Raw genomic sequence first — 20,165 nt, 5'->3', positions numbered from 1 at the left:
GGCTAGGCCTTGACCTCGAGCCAGTTCGTGCCGACGGAGGCGTCGACCTTCAGCGGGACGCGCAGCGGCAGCGCCCCGGTCATCGTCTCGACGGTGGCCCTCACCACCGCTTCCGAGACGTCGCGCGGCGCCTCGAGCACCAGCTCGTCGTGCACCTGGATCAGCAGCTTGGCGCCCTGGCAGTCGGTCTGCAGGCGCTCCCGCAGCTTGACCATCGCGACCTTGATGAGGTCGGCGGCGCTGCCCTGGATCACGGAGTTGATGGCCAAGCGCTCCCCGAGGAACCGCTGGTTGCGGTTGCGCGACCTGATCTCGGGGATCTCGCGGCGGCGACCGAGGATCGTCGTGACGTAGCCGAGGTCCTCGGCCTCCTCGACGCAGGTCTTGAGGAAGCGGTCCAGCCCCGCGTAGCGCTCCTTGTACTCGTCGATGAAGCGCTGCGCGTCGCCGCGCGGTATGCGGAGCGTGCGCGCCAGCCCGAACGAGGTCTGCCCGTAGACGATGCCGAAGTTCACGGTCTTGGCGATGCGCCTCTGGTCCGGCGTGACCTCCTCGATCGGCACGCCGAACACCTGCGAGGCCACGAAGGCGTGGATGTCCTGCCCCTCCTTGAACGCCTTGACCAGCTCGGCGTCGTCGGAGAAGTGCGCCAGCATCCGCAGCTCCACCTGCGAGTAGTCGGCGGTGATGAGGACGCTGTCCTCGTCGCGGGCGCGGAACGCGCGCCTGATCTCGCGCCCCGCCGCCGTGCGGATGGGGATGTTCTGGATGTTCGGGTCGGACGACGACAGGCGCCCGGTGGCCGCGCCGGTCTGGTGGAACGAGGCGTGCAGCCTCCCGGTGACCGGGCTCAGGTACCCCGGCAGCGGGAGGAGGTAGGTGCCGAGGATCTTGTTCAGCTCGCGGTACTCGAGCAGCAGCGGCAGCAGCGGGTGGTCGGTCTCGGCCGCCAAGGTCTCGAGGACCTCGGCGTCGGTCGAGCGGCCCGTCTTCGTGGTCTTGACCACGCGCATGCCGAGCCTGTCGAAGAGCACCTCGGCGAGCTGCTTCGGCGAGTCGGGGTTGAACTCCTGCCCGACCACCTCGACCATCCGCGCCTTCAGCTCCTCGATGCGGCCCTTGATCGTCTCGGCGTAGGCCGTGAGCATGCCGGCGTCGAGGCTCACGCCCTCCCGCTCCATGTCTGAGAGCACGCGCACCAGGGGCATCTCGACCTCGGTGAAGAGCTGCTTGAGCGTGGCGCCGTCGTTGCCCGCGGCGCGCGAGCGGCCGTTGGCGTCATGCCCGTTCACGGGCTCGGCGTCGATGCCCTTGGCGAGGCGCTCGTAGAGGCGCCAGGTGATGTCGGCGTCCTCGGCGGCGTAGGCGGCGATCTGATCGAGGGGGACCTGCAGCATGCTGAGCTGGTCCTTGCCCTTGCCGATCAGGTCGGTGATCGGCGTCGTCTTCACGCCCAGCAGGTCGCGCGCCAGGTCGTCCATGTTGTAGGTGCGGCGCCCCGGGTAGAGCAGCGCGGCCGCGACCATCGTGTCGAAGAGCGGGCCCTTCAGCTCGATGCCGGCGCGGGACAGCGCGATGATGTCGTACTTGAGGTTCTGCCCGACCTTCAGCGTCGACTCGTTCTCGAGGACCGGCTTCAGCCGCGCCGCGACCGTGTCGGGGTCGAGCGTCTCGCCGTGCTCGCCCCGCACGGGGACGTACCAGCCGGTGCCGGCCTGCCACGAGAACACGTAGCCGACGATCTCGGCGTCGACGGCCCTGAGGGCGGTCGTCTCGGTGTCGAGCGCGAACGCCTCCTGCTTCTCCAGCTCGGCGACGAACGCCTCGAAGGCCTCTGGCGTGTTCACGACGCGGTAGTCGGTCTCCATGCCCGCGCCCTCGACGTCCGACGGCGCCGCCTCGGTGGCCGCCGCCACCGCGTCGGGCCCGGCGAAGTCGAGCTGGTCGAGGAACGAGCGGAAGCCCAGCTCCTCGAACAGCTCGCGCAGGTCGCGGCGCGTGGGGCGCGGGGTCACGCAGTCCTCGAGGGAGAAGTCGATGGGCACGTCGCGCTCGAGCGTCACCAGGCGCCGTGTGAGGTGCATGTTCTCGCGGTGCTCCGCCAGGTTCTCGCGCAGCTTCGGCGTCAGCTCGTCGAGGTGCTCCATGACGGCGTCGGCCGAGCCGTACTTGGCGACGAGCTTCGCCGCCGTCTTCGTGCCCACGCCCTTGGCGCCGGGGATGTTGTCGGTGCTGTCGCCCGTCAGCGTCTGGACCTCGACGGACTGCTCCGGCGTGTAGCCGCGCGTCTCGAGGAGCTCGCGCGGGCCGAGCAGCTCGCCGCTCGAAGGGTCCCACAGCTTGACCTTGTCGGAGAGGATCTGGTGGAGGTCCTTGTCCTTGCTGCCGATCCGCAGCTCGACGTCCTCGCCCTTGAGGCGCTCGGCGATCGTGGCGATCACGTCGTCGGCCTCGTGACCCTCCATCTCGTAGACCTTGATGCCCATCGCCTCGACGACCTGCCTGATGCGCGCGTACTGGCTGTGCAGGTCGTCGGGCGCGTGGTCGCGGTTGGCCTTGTAGTCGGCGAAGTCGCCCTTGCGCAGCGTGGTCGAGTCGCTGACGTCGAAGGCGATCGCGAGGTAGTCGGGCCTGACGTTCCTGAGGAGGTTGATGAGGAGCTGGGTGAACACGTAGACGGCCTTCACCGGCTCGCCGTTGGGGCCGGTGAGGTCGCGGAACGGCGCGTAGTAGGCGCGGAAGAGCTGCGCGTGGCCGTCGATGACGTAGAAGGTCTTCACCCTCGTCCCTCTCGCGTCGCCTCCCCCGCCAGGGCGGCTCCCGCGGCGCTGCGGGGCACCCGGGCCCCGCCAGGGCTATGGGCGACCACCGATTCTACCACCGGGCCGGCGCGCGCCCCGGCGCGGCGTCCCGGTGCGCCGGAGGTCGGCCTGGGGCCCGACCCGGCGCCGACGCGGCCCTCCTGCCGGGGCCGAAGGGTCCGGCCGCGGGCGTCGGGTCGGGGTGACGGAACGGGCTAGCGGCTGGCGCTGGCGGGCGCGTCCGGCACGGCGTCGAACGCCTCCGGCGCGGGCAGCAGCCGCCAGTTCCACTCGCCGTCGCGGCGCGGCGGCCAGATCACGGCCGTCGCGCGCCCGGCGATCGTGATCGCGTCGATGGGCCCGAAGTAGCGCGAGTCCTCGCTGCCGCTAGGCGTGCGGTTGTCGCCCATGACGAAGTAGGTGCCCTCCGGCACCACGAGGTCGAGCACGACAGGCACGCCCTCGGGGGTCCCCTCGGGCACCTCGACGTTGTCGACGACGCGCCCGTAGAAGAGCTGGACGCGCGGATCGTCGACGTCGTAGGCGTTGTCGCCGCCCAGGCGCGGCAGCCAGTTGCCGTTCGCCGACATCTGGAAGTCCGCGACGAACGCCGCGACCTCGCCGTCCTCGACGATGACCCTGGGGAAGTCGACGGGAGCCACGTATATCTCGCCGCTGTCGGTGATGAAGCCCTGGTCGACGGGGTAGTCGTTGACGTAGACCTGGCCGCGCTCGATGCGGACCCTGTCTCCGGGCTGCGCGATCACGCGCTTTATGTAGAAGCTGCGCCGGCCCGTCTCCAGCGCCGTGGGGGCGTTCGCCGGCTCGCGCAGCACGACCACGGCGCCGCGCTCGAACTCGCCCAGGACGCCCGCGCGCCTCAGCCACGTGTCGAACTTGGGGATGAACACGCGGTCGCCGGTGAGGAGCGAGCGGAGCAGGTTCCCCCTGCCCTGCCCGCCGTCGAGGTTCGGCTCCATCGAGCTGCCCACGACGCCGACCGTGGTGAAGACGAAGGTCACGACGAGGTAGGCGATGGCCAGGGCCTCGGCGTAGCCCCTGACCTCGCGCCAGAGCTTGCCCCGCCACGTGGTGGGCTCGGCGGCCGCCCGCGCCGCGGGACGCACCCTGGTCCTCACCGCTTCGGGCGGCGTGCTGGTATCGGGCATGACGGGACAGGTTAACCCGCGAACCGCGCGGCGGCGGTGTGGCAGCCGCCGTAACGCCGACACGCGCCATACCTTAGTATCTGAGGCATGACAGGCGACGACGGCTCCCGTCCGGCCGACCCGTTCGCTCACAGGGGCAGGGGCGCGCGGCTCAACACGGTGAACCGCTACACGCAGCTCGAGGTCGAGCTCGACCCCGAGGAGGTCACCGAGGGCGACCTGCGCGTGCGCACGCGCTACCTCGACGACACCTCCCGCTCGGCGGTCGCCAGCAACTCGAGCCCCGACGTCGGCTTCGACTTCAGCGTCAACCCCTACCGCGGCTGCGAGCACGGCTGCAGCTACTGCCTGAGCGGCGACACCCTCATCCTCATGGCCGACGGCAGCAGCAAGCCGCTCGCCGACGTCGAGGTCGGCGACGCGATACTCGGGACGGCTAGGCGGGGGCACTACCGCCGCCTGGTGCCAACCGTGGTGCGCGACAAGTGGACGACCTTCAAGCCCGCCTTCGCGGTCAAGCTGCGGGACGGCACGGAGATCGTCGCCAGCGCCGACCACCTGTTCCTCACCGAGCGCGGCTGGAAGCACGTGGCCAGCCCCGACGGCGAGCGCCGGCCCACGCTCACCACCGCGAACAACCTCGTCGGGTGGGGCGAACATGGCGCTGCCGTGGAGCCCGACGACGACTACGCTATCGGATACCTGTCGGGGGTCGTCCGCGGCGATGGCCCCTTGGGCCACTACACAAACGAACGGACCGCTGGAGGGGGAGGCACCGCGCTGAGGTCGAGCGCGGACCTGCGAGTGGCGGTGGTCGAGCGGCTGAACGACGGCCAGGTGCTGTACGACATCACGACGGGCACCGGCGATTTCATCGCCAACGGCGTGGTGGCCCACAACTGCTACGCCCGCCCCACCCACGAGTTCCTCGGCCTCTCGGCCGGCCTCGACTTCGAGCGCGTGATCCTCGTCAAGCGCGACGCTCCCAGGCTCGTCGAGGAGCGCCTGCGCTCGCCGAGCTGGCAGCCCACGGTGCTGGCCATGTCGGGGGTCACCGACCCGTACCAGCCCGTCGAGCGCAGGCTCGGCATCACGCGGGCCGTCCTGCAGGTGCTAGCCCGCTACCGCAACCCCGTGGGCATCATCACGAAGAACGCGCTGGTGACGCGCGACATCGACGTGCTCGCCGAGATGGCCGCCTGGAACGGCGTGAACGTCTTCCTCTCCGTGACGACGCTGGACGAGACGCTGCGCTCGCGCCTCGAGCCGCGGACCAGCACGGCCGCGAACCGGCTGCGCGCGGTGCGCGAGCTGGCCGACGCCGGCATACCGGTGGGCGTGAACGTGGCGCCGATCATCCCGGGGCTGACCGACCACGAGGTGCCCGACATCCTCGCCGCGGCGGCCGAGGCCGGCGCCACCTACGCCGGCTACACGGTCCTGCGGTTGCCCGGCCCCGTGGCCGACATCTTCACCGAGTGGCTCGAGTCGAACTACCCCCTGCGCAAGGAGAAGGTGCTGAACCGCGTGCGCGAGGCGCACGACGGCTCGCTCTCCGACGCCGCGTTCTTCAGGCGCATGCGCGGGCACGGCGCCATGGCCGAGCAGGTGCGGGAGCTGTTCCACCTCGTCGCCTCGCGGCTCGGCCTGGAGCGCGAGCGCTACCCCGCGCTCGACACCTCGCACTTCAGGCGCCCGGGCGACTCGGAGCAGCCCTCGCTCTTCGGTCCGTGAGCGGGTAGGCTGAGACGTGCCCACGCCGACGCACGTCCTCAGGCGCGCGGCGCTGGTCATCGCGGTCGTGTCGACCGCGGCGGCCGGCCTCGCGCAGCGGCCCCTCGTGACCCCGAACTACTACGCCTCCCAGCTCGCGGAGCTGCTGTCGGGCGACGAGGTAGTCGGGGAGCTCGACGCCACCGACGGCCAGAACTTCAAGGACGGCAGCCGCCTCGACCTCTACGCCCTCAGGGCGCGGGCCGGCGAGGCGCAGACGGTGAGGGTCGTCTCGGACGTCTTCTCGCCGGTGCTCAGCGTGTTCGACGCGGCCGGCAACCTCGTCGCGTTCGCCGACTACGGGCAGGACTTCGGCGTGGCGTCGGTGAGCTTCGTGGCCGAGACCGGCGGCCTCTACGTGGTCGTCGTCAGCGGCTGGTCGGACTACGACCTCGGCCAGTACACGGTCACACGCCTGTCCGTCGCCGGCGGGCCGGGCGAGGCGCGCGGGCTGACGCTCCCCACGACCCTGGAGTCGGCGATCACGGCCGAGATGCCGCCGCTGCCGCACGGCGCGGGCGGCGGCGCCGAGTTCTTCTCCTTCGAGGTCGCTGAGGAGACGCTGCTGCTGGCCGCGATGTCATCGCAGGAGCTCGACGCCTACCTGACCCTCTACGACGCGACGGGCGCTGTCGTCGCGGAGAACGACGACGACGGGTACTCGACGGACTCCATGCTCGTGGCCCTCCTCCAGCCGGGCGCGTACGTCATCGCCGCCAGCACCTACTTCGCCGGCGAGGCCGGCGCCTACACCCTCACGCTGGAGACGTACTACAAGCGCTGAGAGCGTCATGACGGCGCCCCGACAGTCAGGCCTGTTCTCCGGCGAGACGCGCGAGCCGCTGGCGGCGCGCATGCGGCCGCGCACGCTGGACGAGTTCGTCGGCCAGGAGCGCATCGTCGGCCCCGGCCGCCTGCTCAGGCGCGCGATACAGGCCGACCAGCTCAGCTCGGTGATCTTCTACGGGCCGCCCGGGACGGGCAAGACGACGCTGGCGCGCGTCATCGCCAACACGACGAGGGCCGACTTCCTCGCGATCAACGCCGTGCTCGCCGGCGTGAAGGACATACGCGAGGCGGTGACCCGCGCTCAGGCCACCCGCGAGGCCGGCCGCCGCACGATCCTCTTCGTCGACGAGGTCCACAGGTTCAACAAGGCCCAGCAGGACGCCCTGCTGCCGTGGGTCGAGAACGGCACGGTCGTGCTCATCGGCGCCACCACCGAGAACCCGTACTTCGAGGTCAACAAGGCGCTGCTCTCCCGGAGCCGCGTCTTCGAGCTGACGCCCCTCACCGAGGACCACCTGCGCCAGGTGGCGCACCAGGCGCTCACCGACCCGGAGCGCGGCTACGGGCGCCTCGACGTCGCGCTCGATGACGACGCGCTCGACCACCTCGTGAACGTCGCGAACGGGGACGCGCGGGCCCTGCTCAACGCCCTCGAGCTGGCGGTCGAGACCACGCCGCCCGGCGACGACGGCGTCATCAGGGTCACCAGGGAGGTGGCCGAGGAGTCGATCCAGCGGCGCGCCGTCCTCTACGACAAGGAGGGCGACGCGCACTTCGACACGATCAGCGCCTTCATCAAGAGCGTGCGCGGCTCCGACCCCGACGCGGCCCTCTACTGGCTGGCGAAGATGGTCTACGCCGGCGAGGACCCGCGGTTCATCATGCGCCGCCTGCTGATCCTCGCCAGCGAGGACGTGGGGATGGCCGACCCGCGGGCGCTCGGCGTCGTCGCCGCGGCGGCGCAGGCCCTCGACTACGTGGGCCTGCCAGAGGGGAGGTTCCACCTCGCCCAGGCGACGATCTACCTGGCCACCGCGCCGAAGAGCAACTCGACCTTGGGGTTCTTCGACGCGCTCGCCGCCGTCGAGCGCGAGCGCGAGGCCGAGGTGCCCGACCACCTCAAGGACGCGAACCGCGACGCCGAGGGGCTGGGGCACGGCCAGGGCTACCTCTACCCGCACGCGTACCGCGACCACTGGGTCGCGCAGCAGTACCTGCCCGACGCGCTGCAGGGCAAGGTCTTCTACCAGCCGACCCGCAGCGGCTACGAGGCCGCCGTGCGCGACGAGGTCATGCGGCGCCGCGAGGCGCAGCTCGCCGCCATGCTCGAGCCCGAGGAGCGCGCGGCCGCTCCGGGAGGGGCGCCGCGGCGTCCGCTGCCCGAGCGCCAGGCCGAGCGCTGGCTCGAGCGCACGGTCTCCCGGGCCGGCGAGCGCCTGGCGGCGGTGCGCGACCACCTCTTCGCGCTGGCCGGCGTGCGCAAGGACGACGTCGTGCTCGACCTCGCCGCCGGCAGCGGCCTCCTCACCTGGGAGGCGCTGCGGCGCGCCCCCGACGGGCAGGTCTGGGCGCTGGCGGCGTCGGAGAGGGACGCCGCGGCGCTGGCCGAGGCGTCGGCTTCGCTGCCCGAGCCGCAGAGGCCCGTCGTCGTGGTCGGGGACCCGCGGGCGGCCGCGGCGCGCGTCGCCGACGAGGCGCGGCGCCGGGGGTCGGAGCCGCCGGCCTTCGACGTCGTCGTCGGACGCGGGGTCCTGGCCGCCTCAGGCGACGTCGCCGGCGTCCTCGCGCAGGCCGCCGACCTGCTCGCCCCGGGCGGCCGCCTGGTGCTGGCCGAGCTGGACCGCGGCGCCGCGCAGCGTCTCCACAGGCTCGTCGACCTCGGCGACCCGGAGCTGGCGGAGGCGGTGGCGGAGGCCGAGGAAGCGGTCTACGCGGGCGAGCGGATCGACGACGATTCCCTCGTCGCCGCGGCCGAGGAGGCCGGCCTGCGCGGCGCGCGGCTCGAGCGCAGGCGCTTCACGACCCGCGAGACCCTCCCGCGCCGCACCGTCGAGGGCTGGTTCGAGCCGGGCGCGGGGCGGCCCAGCTACGCCGACCACCTGGCGAGGCGCCTCGGCCCCGACGACGTCGAGCGGGTCAGGCGCGCCTTCCTCGCCCAGCTCGCCGACGCGGAGACGCCGTGGGAGGCGACCTACTGCTTCCTGTCCGCGTCCCGTGGGTAGCCGCCGTGGCCCTCTGTTATCATCGCGCCACGTATCGCACGCTCCTGGGGGTGCCGGCGGCGCGCCGGTGAGAGGTGGGGGGACTACGTCTTGAAGCCCGGTAGAGCCAGGGCGCTGACTTGGCGGTACGCCGCGCTGGCCGGCTCCCTCGAACTCGCCATCGCCCTGCCGATGCCCGTCCTGATCCTGCACATGACGGGACGCGGCCTCGACCTCGCCCTGGTCGGCCTGGCGTTCACGGTGCGGGCGCTGCTCGTCGTCATGCTCGAGCTGCCCACCGGCGGGCTCGCCGACGCGATCGGCCGCCGGCCCGTGGCGCTGGCCTCGCAGCTCTTCACCCTCGCCTCCTTCGGCGTACTGCTGTTCGTCACCGGGCCCGTCACGGCCCTCGTCTACGCGGTGCTCCAGGCGGTCGGCTCGGCCCTGCACTCGGGCGCCATGGACGCCTGGTTCGTCGACGAGCTCAACCGCCTCGACCCCGACGTGCCGCTCCAGCGGCACCTGGCGGTCGTGGACGTGGCCCAGGCCGGCGGGATGCTGGTCGGCTCGGCGGTCGGCGGCCTACTGCCCAGCCTCGCCGCCCCCCTCGACCTGCCCTGGCCGCTCTCGGGTTTCGGGGTCGCGCTCTTCGCCGGCGTCGCGATGCGGGCGCTCGTGTGGCTCGCGACCGCGGCGCTCGTGCGCGAGCCGGAGCGCCCGCGCGTCGACGCCGCCGTCCTGCGGGAGGGCGTGCGGGCCGTCCCCGGCGTGCTGGCGGGCGCCCTGCGCCTGTCGCGCGACGAGCCCGTGATCCGCTGGCTGCTCCTCGCGGCGGCGGCCGGGGGCCTGGCCATGGTCAGCGTGGAGACGTTCTGGCAGCCCATCGCCGCCACCGTCTTCGGCGCCGCTGCCGAGGACAGCCAGGCCTTCGCGGTCCTCGGCACCCTCGCCGGCGTGGCCGTGCTCACGGGCAGCCTCGCGGTCATGCGCTACGGGCACGGCTTCCCCGGCGGCAGCGCCGCGCTCGCCGGCGCCGCCATGTTCGTGCGGGGCGCCGCGATGCTGCTGTTCGCCATGGCGGGCGGCGCCGGCTCGCTGGCGACCGGGCTGGGCGTCGCCTACCTCGCCCTCGCCGCCAGCAACGTCCCGCACGACACGCTGCTGCACAAGGCCGTGCCGTCGTCGCGGCGCTCGTCGATGCTGAGCGTGCACTCCCTCGTCTTCTCGCTCGGCATCGCCGTCGCATCAGGGCCCCTCGGTTGGCTCGCCAGCGCCACCTCGCCGCGTCTGGCGCTGTGGGTGGCCGGCATGGTCACGCTGGGCGCCTGCACCGCCTACGCGGCCATCGGGCGCCTGCAGCGCGACGCGCAGGCCGCGGACGCGTCGGCGGGGCCGACGGGCGTGCCCGAGAGCCTGCTCCTCGACGACATGTCGGTGCCCGAGGGCGCCGACGGCGGCGTGCCCCGGTGAGCGGCGGCCAGCGCGGGGGGACGCGCGAGGCCGGGAGCGACGAGACCACGGGGGAGCCGCGGCTCGACCTGGCCCTCGCGGCCCTGCGGCTCAAGGACGTCGAGCGCGCGGGCTGGGCGATGCACGGGATCGTCGCGCCCGAGTCGGTGGCCGACCACAGCTTCGGCACGGCCCTCCTCTGCCTCCTCTACGCCGCCGACACCGGGGTGGACCGCGACCGCGCCGTCGCCATCGCCTTGGCCCACGACCTGGCGGAGGCCGTGACGGGCGACTTCGCCAACCGCGCCGACGCCGCCGACCGACGCGTCAGCGACGCGGAGAAGGCGGCGGCCGAGCGCGCGGCGATCGCGTCGTTGGTGCCGCCGGAGGCCGCCGAGCTGCGCGAGCTGTGGCTCGAGTACGAGGAGCGCGCTTCGGCCGAGGCGCTCTTCGTGCGCGACATGAACATCCTCGACATGTGCCTCCAGGCGCTCGCCTACGAGGAGTGGGGCCGCTACGACCCGACGGTCCCGGTGCCGTCGGCCGGCGGCCACACGCACCTCGACGAGTTCTTCGCCAGCGCCGCGCAGCGGCTCGGCACGCCGCTGGGCCGGCGCCTGTTCACCGCCGTCGAGCGGCGCTACCGCGCGGCGAGGGGCCGCTAGCGCTGCGCGCCCGGCGGGCGCCGGCGGGGACCGGCGTCCCGCGCGCCGAGCGCGCGGACGCGGCTACGATGGGGCGTCAGCACAGGCCCGCGCTGCGGGCCCGAACGGAGGCAGCATGCTTCGGAGAGCGCTATTGGCCTGCGCGGTCGCGCTGCTCGGCGTGGCGTCCGCCCAGGGGCTCGTCGTCTACAGCAGCGTCGACGAGGAGAACGCCCGCAAGCTCCTCGACGCCTTCACCGCCGACACGGGCATCGAGGTCCAGATGGTGTTCCTCTCTTCCGGCCCGGCGCTCTCGCGCATCGAGGCCGAGCGGGCGCGCCCGCAGGCCGACGTCTGGTTCGGCGCGCCGAGCGAGAACCACATCGTCGCCAAGGAGCGGGGGCTGACCCAGGCCTACAGGGTGCAGGAGGCCGACGCGCTGCCCGACCAGTTCAAGGACCCCGAGGGCTTCTGGCACGCGATCTACATGAACCCGATGGCCGTCGGCGTGCGCACCGACATCCTGGAGGAGCGCGGCGTCGACGTGCCGCGGTCGTGGCAGGACCTGCTCGACCCCGCCTACGCCGGCCTGATCCAGATGCCGTCGCCGCAGTCCTCCGGCACCGCCTACAACCTGGTGCTCACGCTGCGCGAGATCATGGGCGAGGACGCCGCCTTCGACTACATGCGCCAGCTCGACGCGAACGTCCAGACCTACACGCAGTCGGGCACGGCGCCGTCCGGCGCCCTGGGCGTCGGCGAGACGGCGGTGGCCATCCAGTTCTCGCCTGGCTTCCTGCGGCTCATCGACGAGGGCTTCCCCGTCGAGGTCGTCTTCCCCGAGGAGGGCGTGGGCTACGAGGTCGCGGCCATGTCGATACTCCAGGGCGCGCGCAACCTCGAGAACGCCCGCGCGCTGGCCGACTGGGTCACCTCGCCGGCGGGCCAGGAGGCGCTGTCGGAGCAGCAGACCTACTTCATGCCCATCCGGCCGGACGTCAGCGCCGGCGAGGGCGTGCCCCCGCTCGACACCATCGAGCTAGTCAGCTTCGACCCCGAGGAGGCCGCCTCCGAGCGTCAGCGCCTCATCGACCGCTGGGTCGAGGAGGTACTGGGCCAGTGACGGCGGCCGCCCAGAGCCGCTGAAGGGCGTGCGCAGGGCCGCCAGGGAGCTGAGGCTCCTCGCCCGCGACCCCCTGCTGCTGGGGCTCGTGGCGCTGATCGTGGCGGCCCTGCTCGTCTTCGTCCTCTACCCGCTGGTGCTGGTGCTGAGGCAGAGCCTCGCCACGCCTGACGGGCTCGGCCTCGACAACTACCGGCTCCTGGCCGAGCGGCGCCTCTACCGCAACGCCCTCCGCAACAGCGTGGGCGTGGCGACCCTCGTGGGCGCGCTCAGCGTGGTGATCGGCTACGTCGTCGCGTTCACGCTGTCGCGCACCGACGTGCCGCTGAAGCGCGTGCTGCACAACCTCACGATCCTGCCGATAGTGTCGCCGCCCTTCTCCGGCGCCATCTCGATCCTCTTCCTGTTCGGGTTCAACGGCCTCGTCACGCGGCACCTGCTCGGACTGCGGGACTTCAGCATCTACGGCTTCTGGGGCGTGGTCGCCTCGCAGGTATTCACGTTCGCGCCCATCGCCTACCTGAGCCTGCGGGGCGTGCTGGCCGGCATCGACCCCACGCTCGAGGACGCGGCCATGAACGTCGGCGCGTCGCGCTGGCAGGTCTTCCGGCGGGTCGTGCTGCCGCTGTCGCTGCCGGGAGTGGCCAGCGCGTTCCTGGTCGTGTTCATCGAGTCGATGGCCGACTTCGGCAACCCCCTCGTCCTCGCCGGCGCGGCCTTCCCGATGCTCGCGCCGCAGGCCTACCTCGAGATCACCGGCTCGTTCAACCTGCCGCGCGGGGCGATGCTCGCCGTCGTCCTGCTCGTCCCTTCCCTGACCGCCTTCGCGATCCAGCGCTACTACATCGGCAGACGCCAGTACGTCACGGTCACGGGCAAGCCGACCTCCTCGACCACGAAGGCCGTGAGCGCCGCCGGCAGGTGGCTGCTCTACGCCGGCGTGCTGCTCTTCGCCCTCGTCGTCGTGGCCTTCTACGCCGTGATCCTCGTGGGCGCCACGACGGCCGTGTGGGGCTTCGACTACACGCCCACGCTGAGGCACTTCCGCTACGTCTTCGACGTCGGCTGGGACACCGTCAAGGACACGGTGGTCATCGCCGTGACCTCGACGCCGGTCTCCGGCCTGCTGGGCATGCTCATCGCCTTCCTCGTCGTGAGGCGCGCGTTCCCCGGCAGGCGCCCGATGGAGTTCCTCTCGATCCTGAACTTCGCCGTGCCCGGCACGGTGGTGGGGATCGGCTACATCCTGGCCTTCAACGCCCCGCCCCTGGTCCTGACGGGCACGCTGGCGATCCTCGTCCTCAACTTCGTGTTCCGCTACGTCCCCGTCGGCATCCAGAACGGCATCGCCGTGCTGCGGCAGATCGACCCCTCTATCGAGGAGGCCGCCCAGAACCTCGGGGCCGACGGCGTGACGACCTTCAGGAGGGTGACGCTGCCGCTGATCGCACCCGCCTTCTTCTCCGGGCTGGTGTTCGCGTTCGTGCGCGCGATGACGGCGATCAGCGCGGCGATCTTCCTCGTGTCCGCGAACTGGAACCTGATGACCGTGCAGATCCTCAACCAGGTCGGCTCGGGTAGGCTCGGCGTGGCCGCGGCGTTCAGCATCGTCCTGCTCGGCATCGTGCTCGTCGCCGTGGGCGTCATCGGCGCGCTCGTCGGCAGGCGGGCGGAGGCCGCCGCCACCGTGCGGTTCTAGGAGGCGGGCTCAAGGACGTGGCAGTCGACCTGAGGTTGGTGGGCCTGCGCAAGGAGTTCCCTGGTCACGACGGCGGGGACGTCGTCGTGGCCGTCGACGACGTGAGCCTCGAGGTCGAGAAGGGGGCGATGCTCACCCTCCTGGGCCCCTCGGGCTGCGGCAAGACCACGCTGCTGCGCCTGATAGCCGGCTTCGAGGAGCCTACGCGCGGCGAGATCCACTTCGGCGACAGGCGCGTGGACGGGCTGGCCCCGAACGTCAGGGACACGGCCATGGTCTTCCAGTCCTACGCGATCTTCCCCCACCTCGACGTGTTCGAGAACGTCGCGTTCGGCCTGCGCATGGCGCGCGTGCCCGAGGCGCGGGTGCGGGAGCGCGTCGGCGAGGTGCTCGAGCTCGTCGGCCTCGCCGGCCTGGAGCGGCGCGCGCCCAGCCAGCTCTCGGGCGGTCAGCAGCAGCGTGTGGCGCTGGCGCGGTGCATAGTCCTCGAGCCGCAAGTGCTCCTGTTCGACGAGCCGCTCTCGAACCTCGACGCCAAGCTGCGCGAGCAGATGCGCATCGAGGTGCGGGAGCTGCAGCAGCGCCTGGGCGTGACGAGCGTCTACGTCACCCACGACCAGGCCGAGGCGATGGCGCTGTCCGACCTCGTCGTCGTCATGAACCGCGGGCGCATCGTGCAGGTGGCGCCGCCGCGCGAGCTCTACTCCCGTCCCAACAGCAGGTTCGTCGCCGACTTCATCGGCAAGGCGAACTTCCTGACCGGCGAGGTGGTGGACGCCCGCACCGTCGACGTCGCCGGCGCCCGCCTGCCGCTCAGCTCGGACGCTCCCGTGGGCCCGGGTCGCCGCGTCGAGCTCGTCGTGCGGCCGGAGGCCGTGGCGCTGCGGCGCGACGGGCCCGGTGCGCGCGGGAGGATCGCCCGCGCGGCCTTCCTCGGCGACCACGCCGAGTACCACGTCACCCTCCCGTCGGGCGATACCGTCGTGGCCCACGAGGCGAACCCGGCGGAGCGCGGCATGTTCGCGGTCGGCGAGGAGGTGACGGTCACGACGGGCCCCCTACACCCCCTGCCGCCCGCCCCGGCGCCGTGACGCCCCGGGCCACGGGGTTAGGATGGGCGCCGGCGGTGCCTCGAGCCGCAGCCCTGCGGGTGGTCGCCGAGAGCCGACTCAGGAGGAGCTCCGTGGATGAGGTCAGCGTTCCCCTGTGACATTCCCGACATAGCCGCCGGGCGAGCATGACGCCGATGCGCCGAGACGACGTCCCCTTCTACCTGAAGGCGCAGCTCAGGTCCGCCGTGGAGCAGATCCGCGGCCTCGCCGAGGAGAAGGGCCTGATGCAGGCGTTCGAGATGGAGCTCTTCGCCCTCCACCGCACTGTCGAGGAGGTGCTCCTCGCGGGCGACAGGACCGCTGCCGAGCGCGCGCTCGACAAGGCGCGCGAGCTGGAGGCGCGCGTCAGGGCCGCCCCGCGCAAGAGCGACCCGCTGCTGCTGCGCTGAGGCGCCGGCGCCGCGGAGGCCGCCGCGGCGGCCGACCGATGTCCCTGCCGAGCGAGCACGGGACGCGCCGGCCGGCCGCCGCCGCGGCGCGCCGCCCGGCTAGGATGGCCCGATGGAGATCGTAATCCTGCCCACCGCGCGCGACGCCGAGCGTCTGGCCGCCCGGATCGTCGCCGACCGGCTCAGGGCCAAGCCCGACCTGGTGCTGGGGTGCGCGACGGGCGCGACCATGGAGGGCATATACGCCGAGCTCGTGCGCCTGCACCGCGATGAGGGCCTCAGCTTCGCGCGGGCCACGACGTTCAACCTCGACGAGTACGTCGGCCTCGAGCCCGACGACGAGCGCTCGTACCACTACTACATGCGCCGGCACCTGTTCGACCACGTCGACCTGCGGCCCGAGAACGTCCACCTGCCCGACGGCGTCGCCGAGGACCTGGACGCCGAGGCCCGCGCCTACGAGGCCGCGATCGAGCTGGCGGGCGGCATCGACCTCCAGCTCCTGGGTCTGGGCCGCACCGGGCACATCGGCTTCAACGAGCCGCTGTCAGCCCTGATGTCGCGCACGCGGCACATCGCGCTCACGCCCACGACGCGCGAGCAGAACGCCCCCCTGTTCGGCGGCGACCCGGCCAGCGTGCCCGAGCGCGCGCTGACGATGGGCGTGGGCACGATCCTCGAGGCGCGCGAGCTGCTGATGGTCGTGACGGGCGAGCGCAAGGCCGACGTGCTGGCCCGCGCCACGGAGGGGCCGATCACCTCGATGATCAGCGCGACGGCCCTGCAGCTGCACCCGCACTGCGTCGTGATCGTCGACGAGGCGGCGGCGGCCAGTCTCGCGGGGCGCGACCACTACAGGTGGGAGTTCGAGCACGACCCGGCCTGGGCGCCCTACCGCCGCGCGGCGTCGCCGGCCACCACGTCCACGACCTCGTCGACTCGCGCGAGGACGTAGTCCGGCCGGCAGCTCCTGGCGTCGGCCTCGGGGTGGAAGCGCGCGTGCGGCGAGGCCCCCAGGGAGCGCTCGACCACGCCGGGCAGCAGCGGGTGGAGTGCCCGCTCGCGCGGCGAGAGGCGCTCCAGCTCCGGCGGCAGGCGGGGATGCAGCCACGCCGCCGCCACGCCCGCCGAGCGCGCGCCGAGCACGTCGTGCACCAGCGTGTCGCCGACGAAGAGGTCGAGCGGACCGGCCGCCATGAAGATGCCGGGCTGGGGCTTCGCGGCGCCGGTCCGCTCCGGGGTCAGGACCGCCTCGAAGTACGGCAGCAGGCCGAGCGCGTCGAGGACCGGCTCCTGGTAGGCGGCGAAGCCGTTCGTGACGACGACGAGCCGCGCGCCGAGCGCCGCCAGCCCGGCCAGGGCCTCCCGCGCGCCGGGCAGCGCGGCGATGTGCCCGTCCTGGCAGCAGCACTCCTCGACCCAGCGGGCGACGTCGATGCCGCCCGCCAGCTCCGGGGCGCCGCCCAGCTCGGCGGCGACCTCGCGGTAGATCGCGTCCCAGTCGTAGGCCCCCACGAGGTCGCCGGCGTCCATGCGCCGCTGCCAGCCGCCGGACACGCGCCGCCGTACGGCACGCGTGGCCTCCTCCTCGCCCAGGTCCTTGAGGCCGGGCGTGGCCTTCAGGAGCGCGGCCAGGCGCGCCAGGACGCAGGTCTCGAACGGGTTGCGTATCAGCACGCCGTCCAGGTCGAAGCCGACCGCGGGCGGACGGTCGGCGCCGAGGCGGGCTCGCGGACCGCCGATGGCCTCCGTCATCCCTTGAGGGCCCCCACGGTCACGCCGCGCAGGAAGTAGCGCTGGAAGGCGAAGAACACGACGATCACGGGTATCGCCGCCATCATCGCCGCGGCCATCTGCAGGCCGAAGAACAGCGGCTCCTGCTCCCTGATCAGGACCAGTCCCACCTGCAGCGTGCGCATCTCGCTCGAGCGGGTCACCACCAGGGGCCACACGAACGAGTTCCACTGCGCGACGAACGTGATGATGCCGAGGAAGGCCAGCCCGGGCCGCACCAGCGGCAGCACGACGTCCCAGTAGATGCGCGGCTCGCTGGCGCCGTCGACGCGGGCGGCGTCGATGAGCTCGCTGGGCAGCGTCTGGATGAACTGCTTCATCAGGAAGATCGAGAAGGGCGCCGCCATCAGCGGCAGCAGCAGTCCCAGGTAGGTGTCGACGAGGCCGAGGCGCGTGACGACGAGGAACAGCGGCACCAGGATCGCCTCGAACGGCAGCATCATCGACACGATGAACAGCCAGAACAGCGCCCGCGAGCCGGGGAACGGCAGCTTGGCGAGCGCGTAGCCGGCCATCGAGGCCGTCGTCACCACGACGGCGGTCACGGCCAGCGACTGGACCAGCGAGTTCTGCACCCACCGCCAGAAGTTCGGCTGCCGCAGGACGGCCCGGTAGTTGTCGAGGGTCAGGTCGGAGGGGACCAGCTCGGGCGGGAAGCGCACCGTCATCGCCGAGGGGGTCAGCGACGTGGCGAACATCCAGTAGAGCGGCACCAGCGCGGCCAGCGACAGCACCACGAGCGTCACGAGTATCGCGACGGCGCCCGCGGGCGTCGGCTTGACCGGGTGCGAGGGGTCGCGGAGGAACGGGTCGCGTCGCGCGAGGCCGGCGGCCATCAGTACTCCACGTTCTGGCCGAGCAGCCTGAACTGCACCGCCGCCAGCACCAGCGTGATGAGGAAGAGGACGATGGCCATCGCCGAGGCCAGGCCGAGGTCGAAGCGCTGGAACGCCTCCTGGTAGATGCGGTAGACGACCGTCGTGGTCGCGAACTGCGGCCCGCCCTGCGTCATGACGTAGACGGAGTCGAAGACCTGGAACGTGTTGATGGTTCCCGTCACCACCAGGTAGAGGAGCGTCGGACGGATCAGGGGCAGGATCACCTTGGCGAAGATCGTCGGACGCCTGGCGCCGTCGATGAGCGCCACCTCGTAGAGGTCGCGCGGTATGCGCGCCAGCGCCGCGGACAGTAGGACGATGCTCGAGCCGCCCCCCATCACGACCTGCATGACCATCAGCGAGGGCAGCGCCGTGCCCGTGTTGCCCAGCCAGGCGACCGGCTCGACGCCGAAGAGGCCGACGAAGGCGTTGAGCAGGCCGAAAGTCGGGTTGAATATCCAGAGCCAGATCAGCGAGATGATGATGCTCGAGGTCACCGCCGGCAGGTAGAACGCCGACTTGAAGAACGTCTGCAGCGTGCCGTTCATGGGGTCGAGCAGGTAGGCGATCAGCAGGGCCTTGCCCAGCCAGAACACCACGACGACGGCCGTGAACAGGCTGGTGTTGATCAGCGCCCGCCCGAAGAGCGGGTCGGCCAGGACGCGCTCGAAGTTCTCGAGCCCCACCCACGTCATGCGGGTCGGCCGGACCTCCATGAAGGCCAGGGCGAACGCGATCACGACCGGGACGAGGAAGAACGCCGCGAAGAGGAGCGTCTGGGGCGCCACGAAAGCGGCCCCCCAGAGCCCGCCCGACCCGGGGGCGCGCCCGCCTCCGCCGCCTCGCGGCCGCCCGGCGGCGCGACCCCGGGCTTGCGCCCGGGGTCGCGTGTCCCCGCCGAGAGTGCCGACGGGCACCTGAGTGGTGGACACCTAAGGCTCCGGTCCCGCCGTCAGTTGCCGAAGACGGCCCGGTTGGCCTCCCTCACGAAGTCGTCGAGGGCCTGCTGCGGTGTCTTGGTGCGGCTGAGCGCGGCCTCCATGGCGGCGGTGAAGTACTCCATCGCCGGCGAGATGTCGAGGTCGGACGGCCCGAAGTAGGGCACGCCGTGGTCGATCGCGGCCTGGTAGACCTGCACCTCGGTGGGCACGTCGTCGGTGTAGTCGGCGACGTTCGCGAAGTCGAGCTCGGCGTTCGCGGAGCGTCGCGCCGTGATGTAGAGCAGGCTCTCGAGCATCTTGATGTTCTCTCTGCTCGTCAGGAACCGCGCGAACTCCATCGCCATCTCGCGCTTGTAGTCGTCCTCCTGCTTGAAGACGACGAAGCCGCCGGAGGTCTGGTAGGCGATGGGCCCGACCTCGGGGTCGTGCGGGAACGGCGCGATCACGACGTCGATGGGGTCGGCGATGCGCCCCTCCTTGAGGTAGCGGTCGATGCGCCCGATCTCGTAGATGCCGCCGTAGCCGATCGCGGCGCGGCCGTTGTGCAGGTTCTCGATCGTGCCGTACACGTCGAGGGCCTCGCCGCCGCGCGGCGCGTAGCCGTACTCGTAGATGAGGTCGACGATGAACTGCAGCGCCCGCACGCCCTCCTCGGAGTTGAGGACGAACGCCGTGCCCTCGTCGTTGATGAGCTTCGCGCCGAAGCGCATCAGCCAGGCCAGCATGTTCTCGGTGTCGCGGGCGGCGAAGGTGATCGCGTAGACGTCGGTCGTGCCGTCGCCGTCGCGGTCCATCGTGAGCTTCTCCGCCGCGGCGAGGAACTCGTCGATCGTCCAGGAGCGGTCGGGCAGCGGCGGGACCTCGACGCCCGCCTCCTCGAACAGGGCGGTGTTGAGGAGCAGCGTCGAGCCCATGCCGTTGTTCGAGTTGTTCCACGGCCAGATGTAGTGCTGGCCGTCGACGTTGCCCTTCTCGAGGGCGTAGGGCAGGAAGTCCTGACGGTCCTCGTCGGTGAGGTAGGGGTCGATCGGCTCGAGCAGGCCCTCGCGCGCCCACTCGGGGTTCCAGTCCAGGTCCTTGAGGACGTCCGGCGGGTTGCCGGCGAAGATCGCCGTCGTCACCTTCTCGCCGAAACCGGCGTTGGGCACCAGCTCGTAGTGGACGGTGACGTTGGGGTGGAGCTCCATGAAGCGCTCGCTCATGTACCGGGCGTACTCCTCGCCCGTGGGGCTCTGGCCCTCGGGCAGGTCCGGCGTGACGATGCGCCACGGGTTGATCCACCACGTGAGCTCGATCTCTGGCTGCGCAGCGGCCACCGGCGTGAGAGCCAGCAGCGCCGCGAGCACCTTCAGTGCGGACCGTCGCATCAGCACCTCCTGGTGGGGTAGAACGTTACGCCGGGA

General features: G+C 72.0%; 16 protein-coding genes. 10 read left to right on the top strand and 6 right to left on the bottom strand.

The window, feature by feature from the left end:
• Positions 1 to 2: 2 nt before the first annotated feature.
• Entirely contained in the window at positions 3 to 2,780 is a 2,778-nt protein-coding gene (polA, locus tag VF202_11620; protein ID HEX7040759.1) for a DNA polymerase I, read from the bottom strand.
• A gap of 236 nt (positions 2,781 to 3,016) precedes the next feature.
• Complete coding sequence (lepB, locus tag VF202_11615; protein ID HEX7040758.1) at positions 3,017 to 3,970, bottom strand: signal peptidase I; 954 nt, start codon at positions 3,968 to 3,970, stop codon at positions 3,017 to 3,019.
• An 87-nt stretch (positions 3,971 to 4,057) separates the two neighbouring features.
• On the opposite strand from lepB, the gene VF202_11610 reads away from it, so the two are divergent.
• The 10 genes from VF202_11610 to nagB all read left to right on the top strand — a co-directional run bounded on the left by VF202_11610 (position 4,058) and on the right by nagB (position 16,104).
• Positions 4,058 to 5,704 carry a PA0069 family radical SAM protein gene (locus VF202_11610; protein HEX7040757.1) on the top strand — a complete coding sequence of 549 codons (1,647 nt, stop codon included), beginning with the start codon at positions 4,058 to 4,060 and terminating at the stop codon, positions 5,702 to 5,704.
• A 16-nt stretch (positions 5,705 to 5,720) separates the two neighbouring features.
• Positions 5,721 to 6,527, top strand: a complete 807-nt coding sequence (locus tag VF202_11605; GenBank protein HEX7040756.1) for a hypothetical protein — start codon at positions 5,721 to 5,723, stop codon at positions 6,525 to 6,527.
• 7 nt (positions 6,528 to 6,534) lie between these two features.
• Positions 6,535 to 8,754 carry an AAA family ATPase gene (locus VF202_11600; GenBank protein HEX7040755.1) on the top strand — a complete coding sequence of 740 codons (2,220 nt, stop codon included), beginning with the start codon at positions 6,535 to 6,537 and terminating at the stop codon, positions 8,752 to 8,754.
• A 90-nt stretch (positions 8,755 to 8,844) separates the two neighbouring features.
• Positions 8,845 to 10,203 carry an MFS transporter gene (locus tag VF202_11595; protein HEX7040754.1) on the top strand — a complete coding sequence of 453 codons (1,359 nt, stop codon included), beginning with the start codon at positions 8,845 to 8,847 and terminating at the stop codon, positions 10,201 to 10,203.
• Complete coding sequence (locus tag VF202_11590; protein ID HEX7040753.1) at positions 10,200 to 10,847, top strand: HD domain-containing protein; 648 nt, start codon at positions 10,200 to 10,202, stop codon at positions 10,845 to 10,847. The genes VF202_11595 and VF202_11590 overlap by 4 nt, the downstream gene beginning before the upstream one ends.
• Positions 10,848 to 10,962: 115 nt before the next feature.
• Positions 10,963 to 11,949 carry an ABC transporter substrate-binding protein gene (locus VF202_11585; protein ID HEX7040752.1) on the top strand — a complete coding sequence of 329 codons (987 nt, stop codon included), beginning with the start codon at positions 10,963 to 10,965 and terminating at the stop codon, positions 11,947 to 11,949.
• 28 nt (positions 11,950 to 11,977) lie between these two features.
• Positions 11,978 to 13,648: an iron ABC transporter permease gene (locus VF202_11580; protein HEX7040751.1), complete on the top strand. Its 1,671-nt coding sequence runs from the start codon at positions 11,978 to 11,980 to the stop codon at positions 13,646 to 13,648.
• Positions 13,649 to 13,665: 17 nt separating this feature from the next.
• A complete protein-coding gene (locus VF202_11575) occupies positions 13,666 to 14,739 on the top strand; it encodes an ABC transporter ATP-binding protein (protein ID HEX7040750.1) in 1,074 nt (357 codons plus the stop codon).
• A gap of 155 nt (positions 14,740 to 14,894) precedes the next feature.
• On the top strand, positions 14,895 to 15,149 hold the full coding sequence (locus tag VF202_11570; GenBank protein HEX7040749.1) for a hypothetical protein: 255 nt from the start codon (positions 14,895 to 14,897) through the stop codon (positions 15,147 to 15,149).
• A gap of 112 nt (positions 15,150 to 15,261) precedes the next feature.
• Positions 15,262 to 16,104 (top strand): glucosamine-6-phosphate deaminase, encoded by an 843-nt coding sequence (nagB, locus tag VF202_11565; GenBank protein ID HEX7040748.1) that lies wholly within the window; start codon positions 15,262 to 15,264, stop codon positions 16,102 to 16,104.
• On the opposite strand, the gene VF202_11560 is transcribed toward nagB, so the two are convergent.
• The 4 genes from VF202_11560 to VF202_11545 form a co-directional block, all read right to left on the bottom strand.
• Positions 16,041 to 16,904: an HAD family hydrolase gene (locus VF202_11560; protein ID HEX7040747.1), complete on the bottom strand. Its 864-nt coding sequence runs from the start codon at positions 16,902 to 16,904 to the stop codon at positions 16,041 to 16,043. The genes nagB and VF202_11560 overlap by 64 nt on opposite strands.
• The gene (locus VF202_11555) at positions 16,901 to 17,779 is read right to left on the bottom strand and encodes a carbohydrate ABC transporter permease (GenBank protein HEX7040746.1); all 879 of its coding nucleotides are present in this window, start codon (positions 17,777 to 17,779) and stop codon (positions 16,901 to 16,903) included. The genes VF202_11560 and VF202_11555 overlap by 4 nt, the downstream gene beginning before the upstream one ends.
• Complete coding sequence (locus VF202_11550) at positions 17,779 to 18,609, bottom strand: sugar ABC transporter permease (GenBank protein HEX7040745.1); 831 nt, start codon at positions 18,607 to 18,609, stop codon at positions 17,779 to 17,781. Before VF202_11550 ends, VF202_11555 begins: the two co-directional genes overlap by 1 nt.
• A 164-nt stretch (positions 18,610 to 18,773) precedes the next feature.
• Positions 18,774 to 20,129, bottom strand: a complete 1,356-nt coding sequence (locus VF202_11545) for an extracellular solute-binding protein (protein HEX7040744.1) — start codon at positions 20,127 to 20,129, stop codon at positions 18,774 to 18,776.
• Positions 20,130 to 20,165: the final 36 nt, after the last annotated feature.

The organism is Trueperaceae bacterium (assembly GCA_036381035.1).
In the GTDB taxonomy this organism is placed as follows: domain Bacteria; phylum Deinococcota; class Deinococci; order Deinococcales; family Trueperaceae; genus DASRWD01.
This window is presented reverse-complemented; position numbering and strand designations above follow the sequence as displayed.